This window comes from Streptomyces sp. NPDC045955 (assembly GCF_056430805.1).
This window is the reverse complement of record NZ_JBWKKY010000004.1, coordinates 509469-523615: the sequence shown is the minus strand read 5'-3', so window position 1 is coordinate 523615 and position 14147 is coordinate 509469. Positions and strand designations below refer to the sequence as shown.

Here is a 14147-nt window from a genome sequence, read left to right as displayed (position 1 = left end):
ATCCCCACAACCCCCCCCCCCCCCCCCCCCCCCCCCCCCCCCCCCCCCCCCTCCCCCCCCCCCCCCCCCCCCCCCCCCCCCCCCCCCCCCCCCCCCCCCCCCCCCCCCCCCCCCCCCCCCCCCCCCCCCGCTCCCCCAGCCTTCGGCCCCCGGGGGGGACCCCCAGAGCACGCACCGGACGCCGCGCGGCCGCCCTCCGGGCGACGAGGCCACTTTCGCAACAGGCCCTAGAAGAACTCCCCCCACGGCTGGTCCCAGATCTGCTTCACGCACAGGACCAGGAACAGCAGGCCCGCGACCGCGAGCATCGCGTTGCTGAGCGGGCCGTTGCGCCACTCCCGGGGTGTCCGGGGGGAGTTCAGGAGCCAGATCAGCGTGCCGGCGAGGAAGGGCAGGAAGGCCGCGCCGAGGACGCCGTAGATGATGATCAGGCGGAAGGGCTGGCCCTCGAAGAGGAGGATCATGGGCGGGAAGGTCAGCCAGAGCAGGTAGGCGCGGAAGGGCCAGGAGCGTTCGCGGGTCCCCGAGGCGACCTCCTCGCCCTTGGCCTGCCCCGTGCCGGACAGCCGGGCCACGAAGTCGGCGAACATCAGGCTCACGCCGTGCCAGACGCCGATCAGCGAGGTGAACGACGTGGCGAAGAAGCCGATCAGGAAGAACTTCGCCGTCGCCGCGCCGTACTCGTCCTCCAGGATGTCGCCCAGCTGGATCAGGCCCTTGTCGCCGCTCGCGATGGCGATGTTCGCCGAGTGCAGGAGTTCCGCGCCGACGAAGAGCATGGCGATCACGAAGATGCCGGTGGTGGCGTAGGCGACGCGGTTGTCCAGGCGCATGACCTTCATCCAGCCGGTGTCGGTCCAGCCCTTGGCGTTGACCCAGTAGCCGTAGGCCGCGAGGGTGATCGTGCCGCCGACGCCGCCGATCAGGCCCAGGGTGTTGAGGATCGAGTCCTTCTCGTCGGGCAGCACCGGGAGGAGGCCCGCGAAGGCGTCCGGGATGTTGGGCGTGACCCGGATCGCCAGGTACACGGTCACCACGAACATGACACCCACCAGGACCGTCATGACCTTCTCGAACACCGCGTACTTGTTGAACCAGACGAAGACCAGACCGACCAGACCGCAGGCGATGCCCCACCACTTCAGGTCCATCACGCCGGGGAACAGCGCCTGGAGCGGCAGCGCGCTCGACGACATCGCCGCCGCGCCGTAGACGAAGCCCCAGACCACGACGTAGACGGCGAAGAACCAGGTGGTCCAGCGGCCGAGGCTCGCCCAGCCGTCGAACAGCGTGCGGCCCGTGGACAGGTGCCAGCGGCCCGCCGCCTCGGCCAGGGAGATCTTCACCAGGCACCCGATGATCGCGGCCCACAGAAGGGTGTAGCCGAAGTTGCTGCCCGCGATCAGTGTGGCGACCAGGTCGCCCGCGCCGACACCGGTCGCCGCGACGACGATGCCCGGGCCGATGTACTTCCAACTCGCCTTACGCGGCTGGGGGTGTCGCGACGCCTCGTGGTCCGTGGTGTTTCCGGTGGTGTCCGCCATGCAGGTCAACAAACCGCAAAGAGGCCGGACCGACAAGAGGGCGTGAGCGGAAACCCCCTGGGGGCGCGGGGAACTGGGCGAACGGCCACGACGAGCCCGCAGACCGAAGCCGGGCCCGGGCGGCTGGGCATACCGCCAAGGCCCGGCCGGCGGAGCGTCACGGCTGTCGCCGACCACAGCCGTCCGATCCGCAGGTGCCGAACTCGAACCACACCGTCTCGCCCGGCCCGTCCCGGTGGCAGCCCCAGCGCTGGGCCAGCGCGTCCACCAGGAACATCCCGCGGCCGCTCTCCCCGGTGCCGGCGTCCAGCACCCGGGGTACGCGGCGCTCGGTGTCGGCCACCTCGCGGCGCAGTACGCCGTGCGCGGCGAAGAGCGTGAGTCTGAAGCGGCTCTCGGCGTGTACCAGGGCGTTGGTGGCCACTTCGCCGACCAGCAGTTCCACCACGTCCGCCACCTCACCGCGCTCCGCGAGCCCCCAGCCCTCCAGCTGCCTGCGCACCTGCGCGCGTGCCTCCCGGACGGCGGAGGGCTCGGGGTCGTACTCGACGCCCAGGTGGCCTGCTCCCAGGGGTCGTTGCGGGAACGGGCCGCACCGGGCGTCGGGGGCCGGGAGGTGGCGCCCGGGGAGTTGCAGCATGGCTCCAGGGTGTCCCGGGGGCCGGTCCGGCGCAGGGGGAGGACTACCCGATCCCCTCCCTGCTTGCGCAGGTGGGCGGGTTACGCGTACTGGAGGCGGACCGTGGCTCCCCGGGCGTCGTCGCGGATGTCCACGTACGCGCAGACCTGCCGCGCGTACCACAGGCCCGGGCCGGGTTCCGGGCCGGTGGGCGGCGGCGGGACGAAGCCGGCGAGCGGGTCGCCGACGGGGCGGGACGAACGCAGTTCGCACACGCAGGCGGGCGCCTCGCCCCACAGCCAGGCGGCGCCGTCGAGGGGCGCGAGGGCCGCCGCGGACTCCGCGACGGCCGCGGCGAACAACTCGGCGTCGGCGGCGGGCATCCCCCGGGCCTGCGCCCAGGCCTGCACGGCCGCGGCGTGCGGCTCCGCGAGCGGCTGCGCGTCCGCCGGGGGCAACGGCAGCGGCACGGCGTCGAGTTCGGCCGCCAGCCGCACCGGTTCCTCGTACACCTCCGTGTCGGGGTGGGCGCGGCGGGCCGCCGCGACGACGGCGGGGCCGGCGGTGCGGGTGTCGTACGCGCACAGGGCGGTCGTGGCCATGGGCGCGAAGAGGAGGTTGGCGAGCGCCTCGTAGCGGATCCACTCGGTGGTCTCGCGGGCCGAGCGGCCGGCCCGGCCGCTCCAGACGGGCTCCATGAGGAGGTGCATCCTGCCCCCGGGACCGGCGTGGGCCGTGAGGTAGGAGGCCGCCTGGGCGACGGCGTTGGCGGCGGAGCCGGTGTACCAGTCGGTGTGCGGGATGCAGGTGACGTCCTTGGCGTCCCCGCCGAGGGCGTCCCGCAGGAGGTCCAGGTTGCGCGGGTCGGCGATGGCCACGGGGGGTGGTTCACCGGGCGCGGCGAGGCCTTCGCCGAGGAAGGGCAGGGCGGCGGCCACGAGGTCTTCGTCGGTGCCGAAGACGGCCATGCGGTGGTCGAACGCGGCGGGCGTGGGGGGCTGTCGGGTGGTCATGGGTTCCCCTCGGGGTTCGCGGTACGGGCGGGTCGGCGCTGGGCGGTCACCCAGGCGGCGATCTGGCTGCGGTTGCTGAAGCCGAGCTTGCTGAGGATGCGTTCCACATGGCCTTCGGCGGTGCGGCGGGCGATCACCAGACGGTCGGCGATCTGCTGGTTGGCGAGCCCTTCGGCGACGAGCCGGGCGACCTCGGTCTCGCGGCGGGTGAGACGGACCGGGGTGTCCTCGTGCGGGGCCCGGGGCTCGCGGGGGCGGGGGCGGGCCGGTTCCTGGAGCGCCTGGCCGACGAGTTCGGCGAGGCCGAGTCCGGCGCCGCGCCGGTGGGCCCGCTCGAACGCGTCCCGTCCCAGGGCGCGGCAGGCCCGCTCCTCGCTGTCCCGGTGTGCGGCGTTGAGGGTGCGCGCGCCCCAGCGGGCGGCTTCGATGTGTTCCTCGGTGAGGCCGAGCCGGTGCCGGCTGGTGGCGAGGACGCGGACGCCCTCGGTGCCGTGCAGCAGGGCGCTGGCGGCGGCGACGTGCTGCGGCGAGCTGCGCACACGCGCCCGCCAGATGCTCGCAGTTGTCGACGGCGAGCAGCAGCCACCGGGCTTGGACCTGCTCGACGAGGGCGTCCAGCGGGGCTGGGCGGAGTGGTCGTGCAGTCCCAGCGCGTCGGCGGCGGCGAGCGGCACGAGCGCCGGGTCGTGCCGCCCGGAGAGGTGCACGAAGCGCACGCCGTCCGGGAAGGCCCGCTGCACCCGGGCAGCGATGCGCGCGGCGAGCCGGGTCCTGCCGACGCCGCCCGGTCCGGTGAGCGTCACCAGCCGTGCGCGGGCCAGCAGCTCGCGGCCCTGGGTCAGTTCGCCACACCGGTCGACGAAGCTGGTCGTCTCGACCGGCAGTTGGTGGTCCCGTCGTGGCGCTGATCCGCCCATGATCAGCCAGTCCTCTGGGGTGTGGTCCGAGGGCCGACAGGCCCTAGCGCGGTTCCTCACTCTCCCCCGTTGCGTACATATAGGCACGCTCGGGTCACACCCGTGGGTGTACTTCGACCGGGACAGCTCGACCGCCGCGCCGCCCGCGTACTATGCGCGACCGCTTTCCATCTTGACCTGCTCATGCCATTGGCAGAACGATGTGCGCCACCCGCACCACGTACGTCGCACGGAACAACCCCACCTCCCACAAGGAGATTTCATGCGACTTCGCATACGAGGCTCCGGTGCCGGCACCGGCAGACGCACCGCCGCCCTCGCCGCCCTCCTCGCACTCGCCCTCGCGGCGCCCCTGACCACGACGACCCCGGACGCCACCGCCGACAGCGCCCGCAAGGCGGCCCCGTCGGCCGACGACGTCCGGCAGTACGAGATCCACCTGCACGCGACGGCCGAGGACCGCACGGCACTCCAGCGCACCGGAGTGACCGTGGACGAGGCCCACGGCCACGGTGTCGTCGTCTCCGGACGCGCGGACCAGATCAGGAAGGTGCGCGCGCTGGGGTACGAGGTCACCCCGCTCGGCGCGGTGCCCGACCGGTCCGCCGGCGCGGACGACGTCCGGCTCTACGACTTCCCGTCCGCCGACTCGCGCTACCACAACTACGCGGAGATGACGAGCGAGATCAACTCGATCGTCGCGGCCAACCCGTCCATCGCGAGCCGGCGCGTGATCGGCAAGTCCTACCAGGGCCGGGACATCGTCGCCGTCAAGATCAGCGACAACGTGGGCAGCGACGAGTCCGAGCCGGAGGTGCTGTTCACGCACCACCAGCACGCCCGCGAGCACCTCACCGTCGAGATGGCGCTCTACCTGCTGCGTGAGCTGACCTCCGGCTACGGCTCCGACGCGCGCGTCACCGGCATGGTGAACAACCGTGAGATCTGGATCGTCCCGGACATCAACCCGGACGGCGGCGAGTACGACATCGCGACCGGGTCGTACCGCTCGTGGCGCAAGAACCGCCAGCCCAACAGCGGCAGTTCGTACGTCGGGACCGACCTCAACCGCAACTGGAACTACCGCTGGGGCTGCTGCGGCGGCTCCTCGGGCTCCACGTCCTCCGAGACCTACCGCGGCCCGGCGGCGGAATCCGCGCCCGAGGTGAAGGTCGTCGCCGACTTCGTGCGCAGCCGGGTCGTCGGCGGGGTGCAGCAGATCAAGGCCGGCATCGACTTCCACACGTACAGCGAGCTGGTGCTGTGGCCGTTCGGCTACACGTACTCCGACACGACGACCGGGATGACCGCGGACGACAACGCGGCGTTCAAGGCGGTCGGGCAGAAGATGGCCGCGAGCAACGGGTACACGGCGGAGCAGTCCAGCGACCTGTACATCACGGACGGGTCGATCGACGACTACCTCTGGGGCACCCACAAGATCTTCGGGTACACCTTCGAGATGTACCCGAGGTCCGGCGGTGGGGGGTTCTACCCGCCCGACGAGGTCATCGAGCGGGAGACCTCCCGTAACCGGGACGCGGTGCTGCAACTCCTGGAGAACGCCGACTGCATGTACCGGGCCATCGGGAAGGAGACCCAGTACTGCCGGTAGCCGCCCGGCGGGTTACTCCGCGTCTTCCTCGAAGTAGGCGTCCAGTACCGCGTCCAACTGCTCGTCCCACTCCGTGAAACGGCTCCTGGCCGGCGCATCGATCTCGATCGGGTACCAGCGCCGGTCAGGGGTGTGGACGGTGACGGTGTAGCGCTTGCCGAAGCGGGCGGTCTGCGTCTCGACCGCCCCGATCTCGTCCCAGCGGAACTCGCATTCCTGGTCGTCCAGGGACAGGCGTACGCCTCTGCGGTCGGCGACTATTCTCGCGCGGCGGTCGGACGCCTCGAAGACGGGGCCGTCGACATCGGCCTCCTCCGGCTCGGAGGCGGACTCCTCGGCCGTCTCCTCCGGCTCGGAGGCGGACTCCTCGGACTCCTCGGCCTCCTCTGCCGCGGCGACCTCTGGCTCCTTCTCCGGCTCGTCGTCCTCCGTCCGTCCGGACACGGGTGACGTGAGCCCGGGGATGAAGGCCGGGTCGAATCCGGCGCCCTTCAGGGGCTGGCTGCTCGAACCTATGCGCTGCTCCACAGCGGAGCAGTATGGTCGACAAACCTGTGCCGCACACAGCCAGCCCCGACTTCGTTATCAGACGCCTACACGAACAGGCTCAATACCGCCGCCACCGCGAACCCCGCGACCGACAGCACACTCTCCAGCACGGTCCACGACTTGAGCGTGTCGCGTTCGCTGATGCCGAAGTACTTGGCGACCATCCAGAAGCCGCCGTCGTTGACGTGCGAGGCGAAGATGGAGCCGGCCGAGATGGCCATGATGACCAGGGCGACGAAGGCCTGGGAGTGGTCACCCTCGGAGAGAAGGGGCGCCACGATGCCCGCCGTCGTCACGATCGCCACCGTCGCCGAGCCCTGCGCGACGCGCAGCACCACGGAGATCAGGTACGACAGGACGAGCACCGGGAGCCCCACGTCGTTGAACGTGTCGGACAGGGCCTGGGCGACGCCACTGGCCTTGAGGACGGCGCCGAAGACGCCGCCCGCGCCGACCACGAGCAGGATGTTGCCGACCGGCTTCAGGGACGCCGTGGACACCGTCTCCAGCGACTTGCGGGACCAGCCGCGCCGGATGCCGAGCAGGTAGTACGCGAGGAACAGGGCGAGGGTGAGCGCCACGAACGGGTTGCCGAAGAACTCGATCACCGAGCGGAGGGTGGAGGGGTCCAGGGCGATCGAGGAGAACGTCGCGGCCAGGATGAGGACCAGCGGGGTGCCGATGATGCCGAGGACCGTGCCGAGCGAGACGGGCTGCTCGCGCGGCTCCGTGCCGGCCGCCCGCTGCTCGTCGACGACGGCCTGCTTGGCCTCCTCCGCGGCCTCGACCATGTCCTGCGGCACGGCGACGAAGACGCGGCGGCCGATCCACGCCGAGTACGCCCAGGCGGCGGCCACGGCCGGCAGACCGCAGACGATGCCCATGAGGATGACCCAGCCGAGGTCGACGTGGAGCAGGCCCGCGGCGGCCACCGGGCCGGGGTGCGGGGGCAGGAAGGCGTGGGTGACGGACAGGCCCGCCAGCAGGGGCAGGCAGTAGAGCAGGATCGACTTGCCCGAGCGCTTGGCGGCGGCGTAGACGATGGGCGCCAGGACGAAGATGCCGACGTCGAAGAAGACCGGGATGCCGAAGATCAGGCCGGTGAGGCCCATGGCGAGCGGGGCGCGCTTCTCGCCGAACAGGCCGAGCAGGCGACCGGCCAGCACCTCGGCGCCGCCGCTGACTTCGAGGATCGCGCCGAGCATGGTGCCCAGGCCGATGATGATGGCGACATGGCCGAGGATGCCGCCCATGCCGGACTCGATGGTGGAGACGGCGTCCGACTTCTGGACGGTGCCGAAGAGTTCGGTGACCGACAGGCCGGCCGCGAGGCCGACGGCTATGGAGACCGCGAGCAGGGCGACGAACGGCTGGAGTCTCATTCTGATGATGAGGAACAGCAGCAGCCCGATGCCGAGCGCGGCGGTGAGCAGGAGTCCGGCCGTACCGTCGAACAGGAGGAGCAGGCCCCCGGTGTGGGGCGGGGTCTCGGCAGGGGCGGACGCGGCGAGCGAAAGGGACATTCGGGGGTCCTCTACGTAAATGCATGCGGCTTCTGGGTAGGGGGGAGCGCGACGCGGCGCATCGGTGGCGCCGCGCCTCACGGACGTGCGGGAGTGGGGGGTGGGTCAGCCGAGGACGGCCAGCGCGTCGATCTCGACGAGGAGACCCGCGGGCAGGCCGACGTAGACCGTCGTGCGCGCGGCGGGCGGCTGGGTCAGGCCCTGCTCCTCGAAGTACGCGTTGTAGATCTCGTTGAACTCGGCGAAGTGGTCCACGTCCGTCAGGTAGACGCGGATCATCATCGCGTCGTCCCAGCCGGCGCCGCCCTCCTCGAGGACGGACTTGACGTTGGCCAGGGTCTGGAGGGTCTGCTCGCGCAGGGTCGGCCCGGCGGGCGTGGGCGGCTTGCCCTCCTCGGCGGGCAGGAAGCCGACCTGGCCGGCGACCTGGAGGATGTTGCCCTTCCGCACACCGTGCGAGAACTTCGCCGGCGGGGTGGTGTGGGTCCGGGGGGTGAGCGCGGTCTTGTCCGTCATGTGGTGCCCTTCACTGGTGTTCTGCCGGAGTACTCGCCGCTGATGGCGTCCGCCGTACGGCGCACCAGCGGCAGGAGGGTGAGGAGTTCGTCGGCGGTGACGACGACGTTCGGCGCGGAGACCGACATCGCGGCGACGACCCGGCCGTCGGCGCCGCGGATGGGCGCCGCGACACAGTTGATGGACTCCTCGTGGCCGCCGAGGTCGGTGGCCCAGCCCTGCTCGCGCACCTTCTCCAGCTCGCGCAGGAACGCGGTCGCGTTGGGGGTCGAACGGGCCGTGTACGCGGGGTAGTCGAGCTTCTCCGCCACCGCCCGCCGCTCGTGCTCGGGCAGGTCGGCCAGCAGCAGCTTCGCGACCGCGGCGACCGTGATGGCGACGGGCTTGCCGATCCGGGAGTACATCCGCACCGGGTAGCGGCTCTCGACCTTGTCGATGTAGAGGACCTCGTTCTCCTCGTACACGGCGAGGTGCACGGTGTGCCCGCAGCTCTCGTTGAGGCGGACCAGGTGGGGATGGGCGATCTCGCGGACGTCGAGGTTCTCCATGGCCTCCTGGGCGAGCGCGAAGAGGCGGGCGCCGAGGCGGTAGCGCTGGTCGGACTGGCGGTAGACGAGGCCGTGCTCGTGGAGGGTGCGCAGCAGGCGCAGGGCCGTGGACTTGTGCACGCCGAGGCGGTCGGCGACCTGTCCCAGGTCGGCGGGGCCCTCGGCGAGCAGCGGCAGGATGCTGAGCGCGCGGTCGACGGTCTGGCTCATGGCGTACGTACCTCCTCGGGGGCCCGCTGTGTGTCATCGGTCCAGCCCGGGCCGAGTCGCAGTCTCCCCCATGCGGCGTCGTCCAGGGCGGCGAGGCGGTCGGCGTGCTCCCGGGCGGGCGGCGCGGCGAGGTCGCCGGGGGCGGTGAGCGCGGCGGCGGCCAGCAGATGGCCGTGCCGCAGCCGGTCGCGGACGGGCAGTCCGCGCAGGGTGGCGGAGAGGAACCCGGCGGCGAAGGCGTCCCCGGCGCCGACGGCGGCGACGACGTCGACCCGCGGGGCGGGCACGAAGGTGATGTTCCGCTGCTCGAAGACGGTGGCTCCGTCGGCGCCCTGCTTCACGACCAGCACCTCGGGCTCGGGGAGGGCGGCGCGGACGGCCTCGGCGCCGCGCAGCCCCCAGGCCTCGTCCTGCCCGACGAACACGAGGTCCGCGCCCCGCGCGAGGTCCCGCAGCACCTGAGGGGCGTCCGTGCCGGGCCACAGGCCGGGCCGGTGATTGACGTCGAAGGAGACCAGGGGGCGGCCGGGCCGGCGCGCGGTCAGCTCGCGCATCAGGTCCAGGCAGGTCCCGGACAGCGCGGCCGTGATCCCGGACAGGTGCAGCACGCGGCCGGCGCGGACCGCGTCCAGGTCCACGTTGCCGGCCGACATGGCCGAGGCTGCGGAACCGGCCCGGTAGTAGGCCACTTCGTGCGTGTCGGTGGCCCGGTCCCCGGCGGTGCGGAAGTAGATGCCGGTGGGGCGGGCGGGGTCGCGCCGGACGTGGGCCACGTCGACTCCGTACCCGCCGATCGCCTCGACCAGATGGTCGCCGAACGGGTCGTCCCCCACCCGGCTGACCCACCGCACGGAGTGCCCGGCGGCGGCCAGCACACACGCCGTGTTGGACTCCGCGCCGCCGATGCCCCGGTCGAAGGAGGGGACGTCGGCGAGCCGTCCCGGGCGGGACGGGAGGAACGTGACCATGGACTCGCCGAGCGCGACGACGTCCACGACGTCGGGGGCGTTGCAGGGTCCGGTGGGGGTCACGATGCTCGTAGCTCCTCGTCGGGTCGGTCGGTGGGTCGGTCGGTGGCGCATTCATTGACCGGCGGTGGCCGAGATGTTAGACAGCGTTGAGCGACATACGCAATGAAGGTTGCAGGTATTGCAACAGTGCTGATCAGGAGGCTCCATGACAGCCGACAGCCCCGCCGAGTCCCTCGCCCGGCTCGCCGCCGAGCGCGTCGACCACCGCTTCAAGGGCCTCCCGCCGGACGCCGACGGCCTGACCGTGGGCGAGCTGGCCGCCCAGCGCCGGAACCTGTTCACGGGCGGTTTCGCCACGCCCGTGCTCGCGCTGTCCGCCGAGCGCCTGGAGCACAATCTGAGGCTCATGGAGACCTACGCGGACCGGCACGGCCTGGCCTTCGCGCCGCACGGCAAGACCTCCATGGCGCCGCAGCTGTTCCAACGGCAGATCGAGCACGGGGCGTGGGGCATCACGCTGGCGGTGCCGCATCAGGTGCGGGTGGCGCGCGCGTTCGGGATCCGGCGCGTGTTCCTGGCGAACGAGCTGGTCGACGCGGCGGCCCTGCGCTGGGTCTCCGCCGAGCTCGACACCGACCCGGAGTTCCGCTTCGTCTGTTACGTCGACTCGGTGCGCGGGGTGGAGCTGATGGACGCCGCGCTGGGCGAGGCCCGGCGCCCGCTGGACGTCGTCGTCGAGCTCGCGGCCGGGGAGGGGGCCCGTACCGGTGTGCGCACGGAGGCGGAGTGCGCGGCGGTCGCGGACGCGGTGGCGGACGCGCGGTCCCTGCGGCTCGTCGGCGTCGCGGGCTACGAGGGCGAGGTGCCGAAGGCCGACCCGGAGCGGGTGACGGCGTGGCTGCGGCGGCTGGTCGCGCTCGCCGCCGGCTTCGACGAGGCGGGGCGCTTCACGGACGTGGACGAGATCGTCGTCAGCGCGGGCGGCAGCGCCTGGTTCGACGCGGTCGCCGACGTCTTCGCGGAGATCCCGGAACTCTCCCGGCCGGTCCTGAAGTTGCTGCGTTCGGGCGCCTACGTCTCGCACGACGACGGCCACTACCGCAAGCTGACCCCGTTCAACCGGGTGCCCGAGGAGGGCGCCCTGGAGCCGGCGTTCCGGCTGTGGACGCAGGTGGTGTCGCGGCCCACCGCCGAGCAGGCCTTCGTCAACGCGGGCAAGCGGGACGCGGCCTACGACCTCGATCTGCCCTTCGCCCAGGTGATCCGCCGGGACGGCGCCGAGCGCCCGGCGACCGGCGTGTCGGTGACGGCCCTGTCCGACCAGCACGCCTGGCTGAGCACAACGCCTGAGGCGGATCTGGAGGTGGGCGACTGGGTCGGTCTGGGGCTGTCCCATCCGTGCACGTCGTTCGACAAGTGGCCGCTGATCCCGGTCGCCGAGGCGGACGGCACGGTCGTCGACTACGTCCGTACGTTCTTCTAGGGGGCGGGGAGCGATGGAAGAGCTGGTCATCCGGGACGCCGACGTCGTCGACGGCTCCGGCGCGGACTCCTACCGGGCCGATGTCGTGGTCGACGGCGGCCGGATCGTGTCCATCGTCAAGGAGGCCGCTGCGGCGGGCTGCCAGCGGCCGAAGGCGCGCCGGGAGCTGGACGCCGAGGGCCTCGTGCTGTCCCCCGGCTTCGTCGACATGCACGCCCACAGCGACCTGGCCCTGCTGCGCGACCCCGACCACAGCGCCAAGGCCGCGCAGGGCGTCACGCTGGAGGTCATCGGCCAGGACGGGCTGTCGTACGCGCCGGTCGACGACCGGACGCTCGGCGAGGTGCGCCGGGCGATCGCCGGGTGGAACGGACCCGGGGACGACATCGACTTCGACTGGCGGACGGTGGGCGAGTACCTCGACCGCCTGGACCGCGGGATCGCCGTGAACGCGGCCTATCTCATCCCCCAGGGCACGGTCCGTGCGCTCGCCGTCGGCTGGGAGGACCGGGAGGCCACCCCGCGGGAGCTGGACCGGATGCGGCGGTTGGTCGCCGAGGGCATGGAGCAGGGCGCCGTCGGCATGTCCTCGGGGCTGACGTACACGCCCGGCATGTACGCGAAGGACGCCGAACTGACCGAGCTGTGCCGGGTGGTGGCGTCGTACGGCGGCTACTACTGCCCGCACCACCGCTCCTACGGCGCGGGCGCCCTGGAGGCGTACCGGGAGATGGTCGCGCTGACCCGGGAGGCGGGCTGCCCCCTGCATCTCGCCCACGCCACCATGAACTTCGGCGTGAACAAGGGCCGGGCGCCCGAGCTGCTGGCCCTGCTGGACGAGGCGCTGGCGGCCGGGTCCGACATCAGCCTCGACACCTACCCCTACACCCCGGGCTGTACGACGCTGGCGGCCATGCTGCCGAGCTGGGCGAGCGAGGGCGGGCCGGAGGAGACCCTCAAGCGGCTGGCGGACGAGGGCACGGCCGAGCGGATCCGCCACGACCTGGAGGTCACCGGCTCGGACGGCTGTCACGGCGTGCCCATCGAGTGGGACACGATCGAGATCTCCGGCGTGGGCGACCCTGCCCTGGCCGATTACGTCGGCCGGACGGTCCAGGAGTCGGCGGACCGGCGGGGCGAGGCCCCCTGGGTGACCGCGCGCGGGCTGCTGCTGGCCGACCGGCTGGCGCCGACGATCCTCCAGCACGTCGGCCACGAGGAGAACGTCCGGGCGATCATGCGCCACCGGGTACACACGGGAGGCTCGGACGGCATCCTCCAGGGCGCCAAGCCGCACCCGCGCGCGTACGGCACGTTCCCGCACTATCTCGGGCACTACGTGCGGGAGTTGGGGGTGCTGTCGCTTCAGGAGTGCGTCGCGCACCTCACCTCGCGCCCGGCGGCCCGGCTCCGGCTGCCGGACCGGGGCCTGGTGCGCGAGGGGTACGTCGCCGACCTAGTGCTCTTCGACCCGGCGACGGTCGCGGCGGGGTCGAGCTTCGCCGAGCCGCGCGTCCTCCCGACGGGCATCCCGTACGTACTGGTCGGCGGGCGGTTCGTGATCGAGGACGGGCGTCGCACGGACGCCCTGGCGGGCCGGGCGATCCGCAGGACTCCCGCGTGACCGCCCGACCCGGAGGGACCTGCCCCGGCCTTACGGCTTGGGCAGGGTGCAGCCGCTCGCGCTCAGGTCGAGCTTGTTGTCGATGCCGAAGCAGGACGGGATCTGGTAGGTCTCCTGGGCGTAGTTGATGCCCTTGCGGACGGTCACGTTGCCGCTCTTGTCGACCTCACAGGGGTTGTTCACCGTGCAGCGCTCGCCGTCCTCGTTGCCGGTGTTGTTGATGGCGACGACCTTGCCGGTGGCCTGGTCGACGACGGGCGAACCGGACGTGCCGCCGATGGTGTTGCAGGCGGAGGTGTAACGGACCGAGTCCTTCCAGGTCCAGTCGCCCTCCTTCAGGCGGTACGCGAACCCGTCGATGTCGCAGCTGTAGATCCGCTTCCAGTAGCCGGACGGGATGCTGATGGCGGTGCCGGCGACCGGGTGCGTGTCGTTCAGCGTCAGCGGGCTGATGCCGTACGAGCTCTTGATCTGCCCGTAACTGGTGGTGAGTTGGTAGAACGCGACGTCCGTGTCGGTCATCGTGGCGTACGCGAGCTTGGCGGCGCGCAGGGTCGCCACGCGCGAGCCGGAGGCGTTGAGCAGGCTGAAGGTGCGGCTGGACGCCTTGTCGACCTGGACCTCGCCGGGGCCGGGGAAGCCGGACTCCAGGCAGTGTCCGTTGGTCATCACCAGCGCCGGGTCGTCGGCCTCGGAGTCCGGCATGCGGACGACGGAGCCGGAGCAGTTGCTGAGCGCGACCGTGCCGGCGAAGTTCACGCCCTTGGGCGCCGGGTTGGTGAGTCCGGACACGGTCTGCGCTGCGGACGTGACCACGTCCGAGACGGCGGACGTGACCGCGCCCGTGTCCGCGGCCTTGCCGACGCCCGTGGGGGCGGCATCGGCGGCGGCCGCGGGAGCCGCGCCGGCCCCGGCTATCGCCAGGGCGCAGAACGCGGCTGCGAGAGGTTTTCTCATGGGGGGTCCCCTCTTGCGACGGAGGCGGCCGGAAGACTTCCGGCCGCCTGCACTGTTG

At 72.2% G+C, this 14147-nt stretch carries 13 protein-coding genes; 3 read left to right on the top strand and 10 right to left on the bottom strand.

The window, feature by feature from the left end:
• Positions 1–227: 227 nt before the first annotated feature.
• The 4 genes from AC07F0_RS11575 to AC07F0_RS11560 all read right to left on the bottom strand — a co-directional run bounded on the left by AC07F0_RS11575 (position 228) and on the right by AC07F0_RS11560 (position 4093).
• Entirely contained in the window at positions 228–1544 is a 1317-nt protein-coding gene (locus AC07F0_RS11575) for an Nramp family divalent metal transporter (RefSeq protein WP_478977238.1), read from the bottom strand.
• A gap of 157 nt (positions 1545–1701) precedes the next feature.
• Positions 1702–2184, bottom strand: a complete 483-nt coding sequence (locus tag AC07F0_RS11570) for an ATP-binding protein (RefSeq protein WP_478977235.1) — start codon at positions 2182–2184, stop codon at positions 1702–1704.
• Between the two features lie 80 nt (positions 2185–2264).
• Complete coding sequence (locus tag AC07F0_RS11565) at positions 2265–3176, bottom strand: anti-sigma factor RsbA family regulatory protein (RefSeq protein WP_478977232.1); 912 nt, start codon at positions 3174–3176, stop codon at positions 2265–2267.
• Positions 3173–4093, bottom strand: a complete 921-nt coding sequence (locus AC07F0_RS11560) for a LuxR C-terminal-related transcriptional regulator (protein ID WP_478977229.1) — start codon at positions 4091–4093, stop codon at positions 3173–3175. The genes AC07F0_RS11565 and AC07F0_RS11560 overlap by 4 nt, the downstream gene beginning before the upstream one ends.
• A 262-nt stretch (positions 4094–4355) precedes the next feature.
• On the opposite strand from AC07F0_RS11560, the gene AC07F0_RS11555 reads away from it, so the two are divergent.
• Positions 4356–5708 carry a M14 family metallopeptidase gene (locus AC07F0_RS11555; protein WP_478977227.1) on the top strand — a complete coding sequence of 451 codons (1353 nt, stop codon included), beginning with the start codon at positions 4356–4358 and terminating at the stop codon, positions 5706–5708.
• Positions 5709–5720: 12 nt separating this feature from the next.
• On the opposite strand, the gene AC07F0_RS11550 is transcribed toward AC07F0_RS11555, so the two are convergent.
• From AC07F0_RS11550 to AC07F0_RS11530, 5 genes are all read right to left on the bottom strand, one after another.
• Positions 5721–6236 (bottom strand): hypothetical protein, encoded by a 516-nt coding sequence (locus AC07F0_RS11550; protein WP_478977224.1) that lies wholly within the window; start codon positions 6234–6236, stop codon positions 5721–5723.
• Between the two features lie 65 nt (positions 6237–6301).
• Positions 6302–7780 carry a GntP family permease gene (locus AC07F0_RS11545; RefSeq protein WP_478977221.1) on the bottom strand — a complete coding sequence of 493 codons (1479 nt, stop codon included), beginning with the start codon at positions 7778–7780 and terminating at the stop codon, positions 6302–6304.
• A gap of 105 nt (positions 7781–7885) precedes the next feature.
• Positions 7886–8296, bottom strand: a complete 411-nt coding sequence (locus AC07F0_RS11540; RefSeq protein ID WP_436727913.1) for a RidA family protein — start codon at positions 8294–8296, stop codon at positions 7886–7888.
• Positions 8293–9054 (bottom strand): IclR family transcriptional regulator, encoded by a 762-nt coding sequence (locus AC07F0_RS11535; protein ID WP_436727914.1) that lies wholly within the window; start codon positions 9052–9054, stop codon positions 8293–8295. The genes AC07F0_RS11540 and AC07F0_RS11535 overlap by 4 nt, the downstream gene beginning before the upstream one ends.
• Positions 9051–10085, bottom strand: a complete 1035-nt coding sequence (locus tag AC07F0_RS11530) for a sugar kinase (protein WP_478977218.1) — start codon at positions 10083–10085, stop codon at positions 9051–9053. Before AC07F0_RS11530 ends, AC07F0_RS11535 begins: the two co-directional genes overlap by 4 nt.
• Before the next feature lie 145 nt (positions 10086–10230).
• Here AC07F0_RS11530 and AC07F0_RS11525 point away from each other — a divergent pair, with 145 nt between their 5' ends.
• Entirely contained in the window at positions 10231–11508 is a 1278-nt protein-coding gene (locus AC07F0_RS11525) for an amino acid deaminase (protein WP_478977215.1), read from the top strand.
• 13 nt (positions 11509–11521) lie between these two features.
• Positions 11522–13132 carry an N-acyl-D-amino-acid deacylase family protein gene (locus tag AC07F0_RS11520; protein ID WP_478977212.1) on the top strand — a complete coding sequence of 537 codons (1611 nt, stop codon included), beginning with the start codon at positions 11522–11524 and terminating at the stop codon, positions 13130–13132.
• Between the two features lie 30 nt (positions 13133–13162).
• On the opposite strand, the gene AC07F0_RS11515 is transcribed toward AC07F0_RS11520, so the two are convergent.
• Positions 13163–14089 (bottom strand): S1 family peptidase, encoded by a 927-nt coding sequence (locus tag AC07F0_RS11515; protein ID WP_478977209.1) that lies wholly within the window; start codon positions 14087–14089, stop codon positions 13163–13165.
• Positions 14090–14147 lie beyond the last annotated feature (58 nt).

Coding starts and splice junctions, on each gene's coding strand:
- AC07F0_RS11575 (WP_478977238.1), bottom strand. CDS start 1,544: ATGGCGGACACCACCGGAAACACCACGGACCACGAGGCGTCGCGACAC.
- AC07F0_RS11520 (WP_478977212.1), top strand. CDS start 11,522: ATGGAAGAGCTGGTCATCCGGGACGCCGACGTCGTCGACGGCTCCGGC.
- AC07F0_RS11515 (WP_478977209.1), bottom strand. CDS start 14,089: ATGAGAAAACCTCTCGCAGCCGCGTTCTGCGCCCTGGCGATAGCCGGG.
- AC07F0_RS11570 (WP_478977235.1), bottom strand. CDS start 2,184: ATGCTGCAACTCCCCGGGCGCCACCTCCCGGCCCCCGACGCCCGGTGC.
- AC07F0_RS11560 (WP_478977229.1), bottom strand. CDS start 4,093: ATGGGCGGATCAGCGCCACGACGGGACCACCAACTGCCGGTCGAGACG.
- AC07F0_RS11540 (WP_436727913.1), bottom strand. CDS start 8,296: ATGACGGACAAGACCGCGCTCACCCCCCGGACCCACACCACCCCGCCG.
- AC07F0_RS11565 (WP_478977232.1), bottom strand. CDS start 3,176: ATGACCACCCGACAGCCCCCCACGCCCGCCGCGTTCGACCACCGCATG.
- AC07F0_RS11555 (WP_478977227.1), top strand. CDS start 4,356: ATGCGACTTCGCATACGAGGCTCCGGTGCCGGCACCGGCAGACGCACC.
- AC07F0_RS11535 (WP_436727914.1), bottom strand. CDS start 9,054: ATGAGCCAGACCGTCGACCGCGCGCTCAGCATCCTGCCGCTGCTCGCC.
- AC07F0_RS11545 (WP_478977221.1), bottom strand. CDS start 7,780: ATGTCCCTTTCGCTCGCCGCGTCCGCCCCTGCCGAGACCCCGCCCCAC.
- AC07F0_RS11525 (WP_478977215.1), top strand. CDS start 10,231: ATGACAGCCGACAGCCCCGCCGAGTCCCTCGCCCGGCTCGCCGCCGAG.